This is a genomic window from Thermodesulfatator autotrophicus (genome assembly GCF_001642325.1).
GTDB lineage: Bacteria > Desulfobacterota > Thermodesulfobacteria > Thermodesulfobacteriales > Thermodesulfatatoraceae > Thermodesulfatator > Thermodesulfatator autotrophicus.
In genome coordinates this window covers 1-1,214 of sequence record NZ_LSFI01000108.1, presented here as the reverse complement: position 1 = coordinate 1,214, position 1,214 = coordinate 1, and the positions used below count along the sequence as shown (strand labels likewise).

Genomic DNA, 1,214 nt, shown 5'->3' with positions numbered 1-1,214 from the left:
AGGAGGAGAGGAGATGAGCAAGCAGAAGTTTGAGAGGCGGAAGCCGCACTTAAACATTGGGACGATAGGTCACATTGACCACGGGAAGACCACGTTGACCAGTGCCATTACCCGGGTGTTATCCACCAAGGGTTGGGCGGAATGGATTCCGTTTGACAATATTGACCGTGCGCCAGAGGAGAAGCAGAGGGGGATTACCATTCAGCTGGCGCACGTTGAATATGAGACAGAGAAGCGCCACTATGCGCACGTGGACTGTCCTGGGCATGCGGACTACATCAAGAACATGATTACGGGAGCGGCGCAGATGGATGGTGCGATCTTGGTGGTGGCAGCCACAGATGGTCCTATGCCGCAGACTCGTGAGCACATATTATTGGCGCGTCAGGTTAACGTGCCGGCGATAGTGGTATTTATGAACAAGGTGGACATGGTAGATGACGAGGAGTTGTTGGAGTTAGTGGAGCTAGAGATTCGGGAGTTGCTTTCCAAGTATGATTTTCCTGGAGATGAGGTACCGGTGATAAGGGGAAGTGCGTTAAAGGCGCTTGAGTGTGGGTGTGGCAAGGAGGAATGTGAGTGGTGCGGGAAGATATGGGAGTTGATGAGGGCGGTAGATGATTATATACCTGAGCCTAAGAGGGAGATAGACAAGCCGTTTTTGATGCCGATAGAGGACGTATTCAGCATAAGTGGGCGAGGGACAGTGGTGACAGGGAGAGTGGAAAGAGGAGTGATACGACCTGGGGATGAGGTAGAGATAGTGGGGTTGAGGCCGACGATAAAGACGGTGGCGACTAGTGTGGAGATGTTCCGGAAGATTCTAGATGAGGGGTTACCAGGAGACAATGTAGGTATATTGTTAAGAGGGGTAGGTAAGGACGAGGTAGAGAGGGGACAGGTATTAGCGCAGCCTGGGAGCATAACGCCGCACACGCGTTTTAAGGCGGAGGTATATATATTGACGAAGGAAGAGGGAGGTCGTCACACGCCGTTTTTTAATGGATATAGGCCGCAGTTTTATTTTAGGACGACGGATGTGACGGGAGTGGTGACGTTGCCAGAGGGAGTGGAGATGGTGATGCCTGGGGATAATGTGGAGTTTGAGGTGCAGTTGATAAAGCCTGTGGCGATGGAAGAGGGATTGCGATTTGCGATAAGGGAAGGTGGACGCACGGTAGGTGCAGGTGTTGTTACCAAGATTTTGGAATAGT

1 protein-coding gene is annotated in these 1,214 nt (G+C 51.6%); it reads left to right on the top strand.

All coding sequences use genetic code 11. The annotated features are described in order from the left end of the window. Nucleotides 1–13 precede the first annotated feature (13 nt). Nucleotides 14–1,213 (top strand): elongation factor Tu, encoded by a 1,200-nt coding sequence (gene tuf, locus TH606_RS11160; protein WP_068544071.1) that lies wholly within the window; start codon nt 14–16, stop codon nt 1,211–1,213. Nucleotide 1,214: the final 1 nt, after the last annotated feature.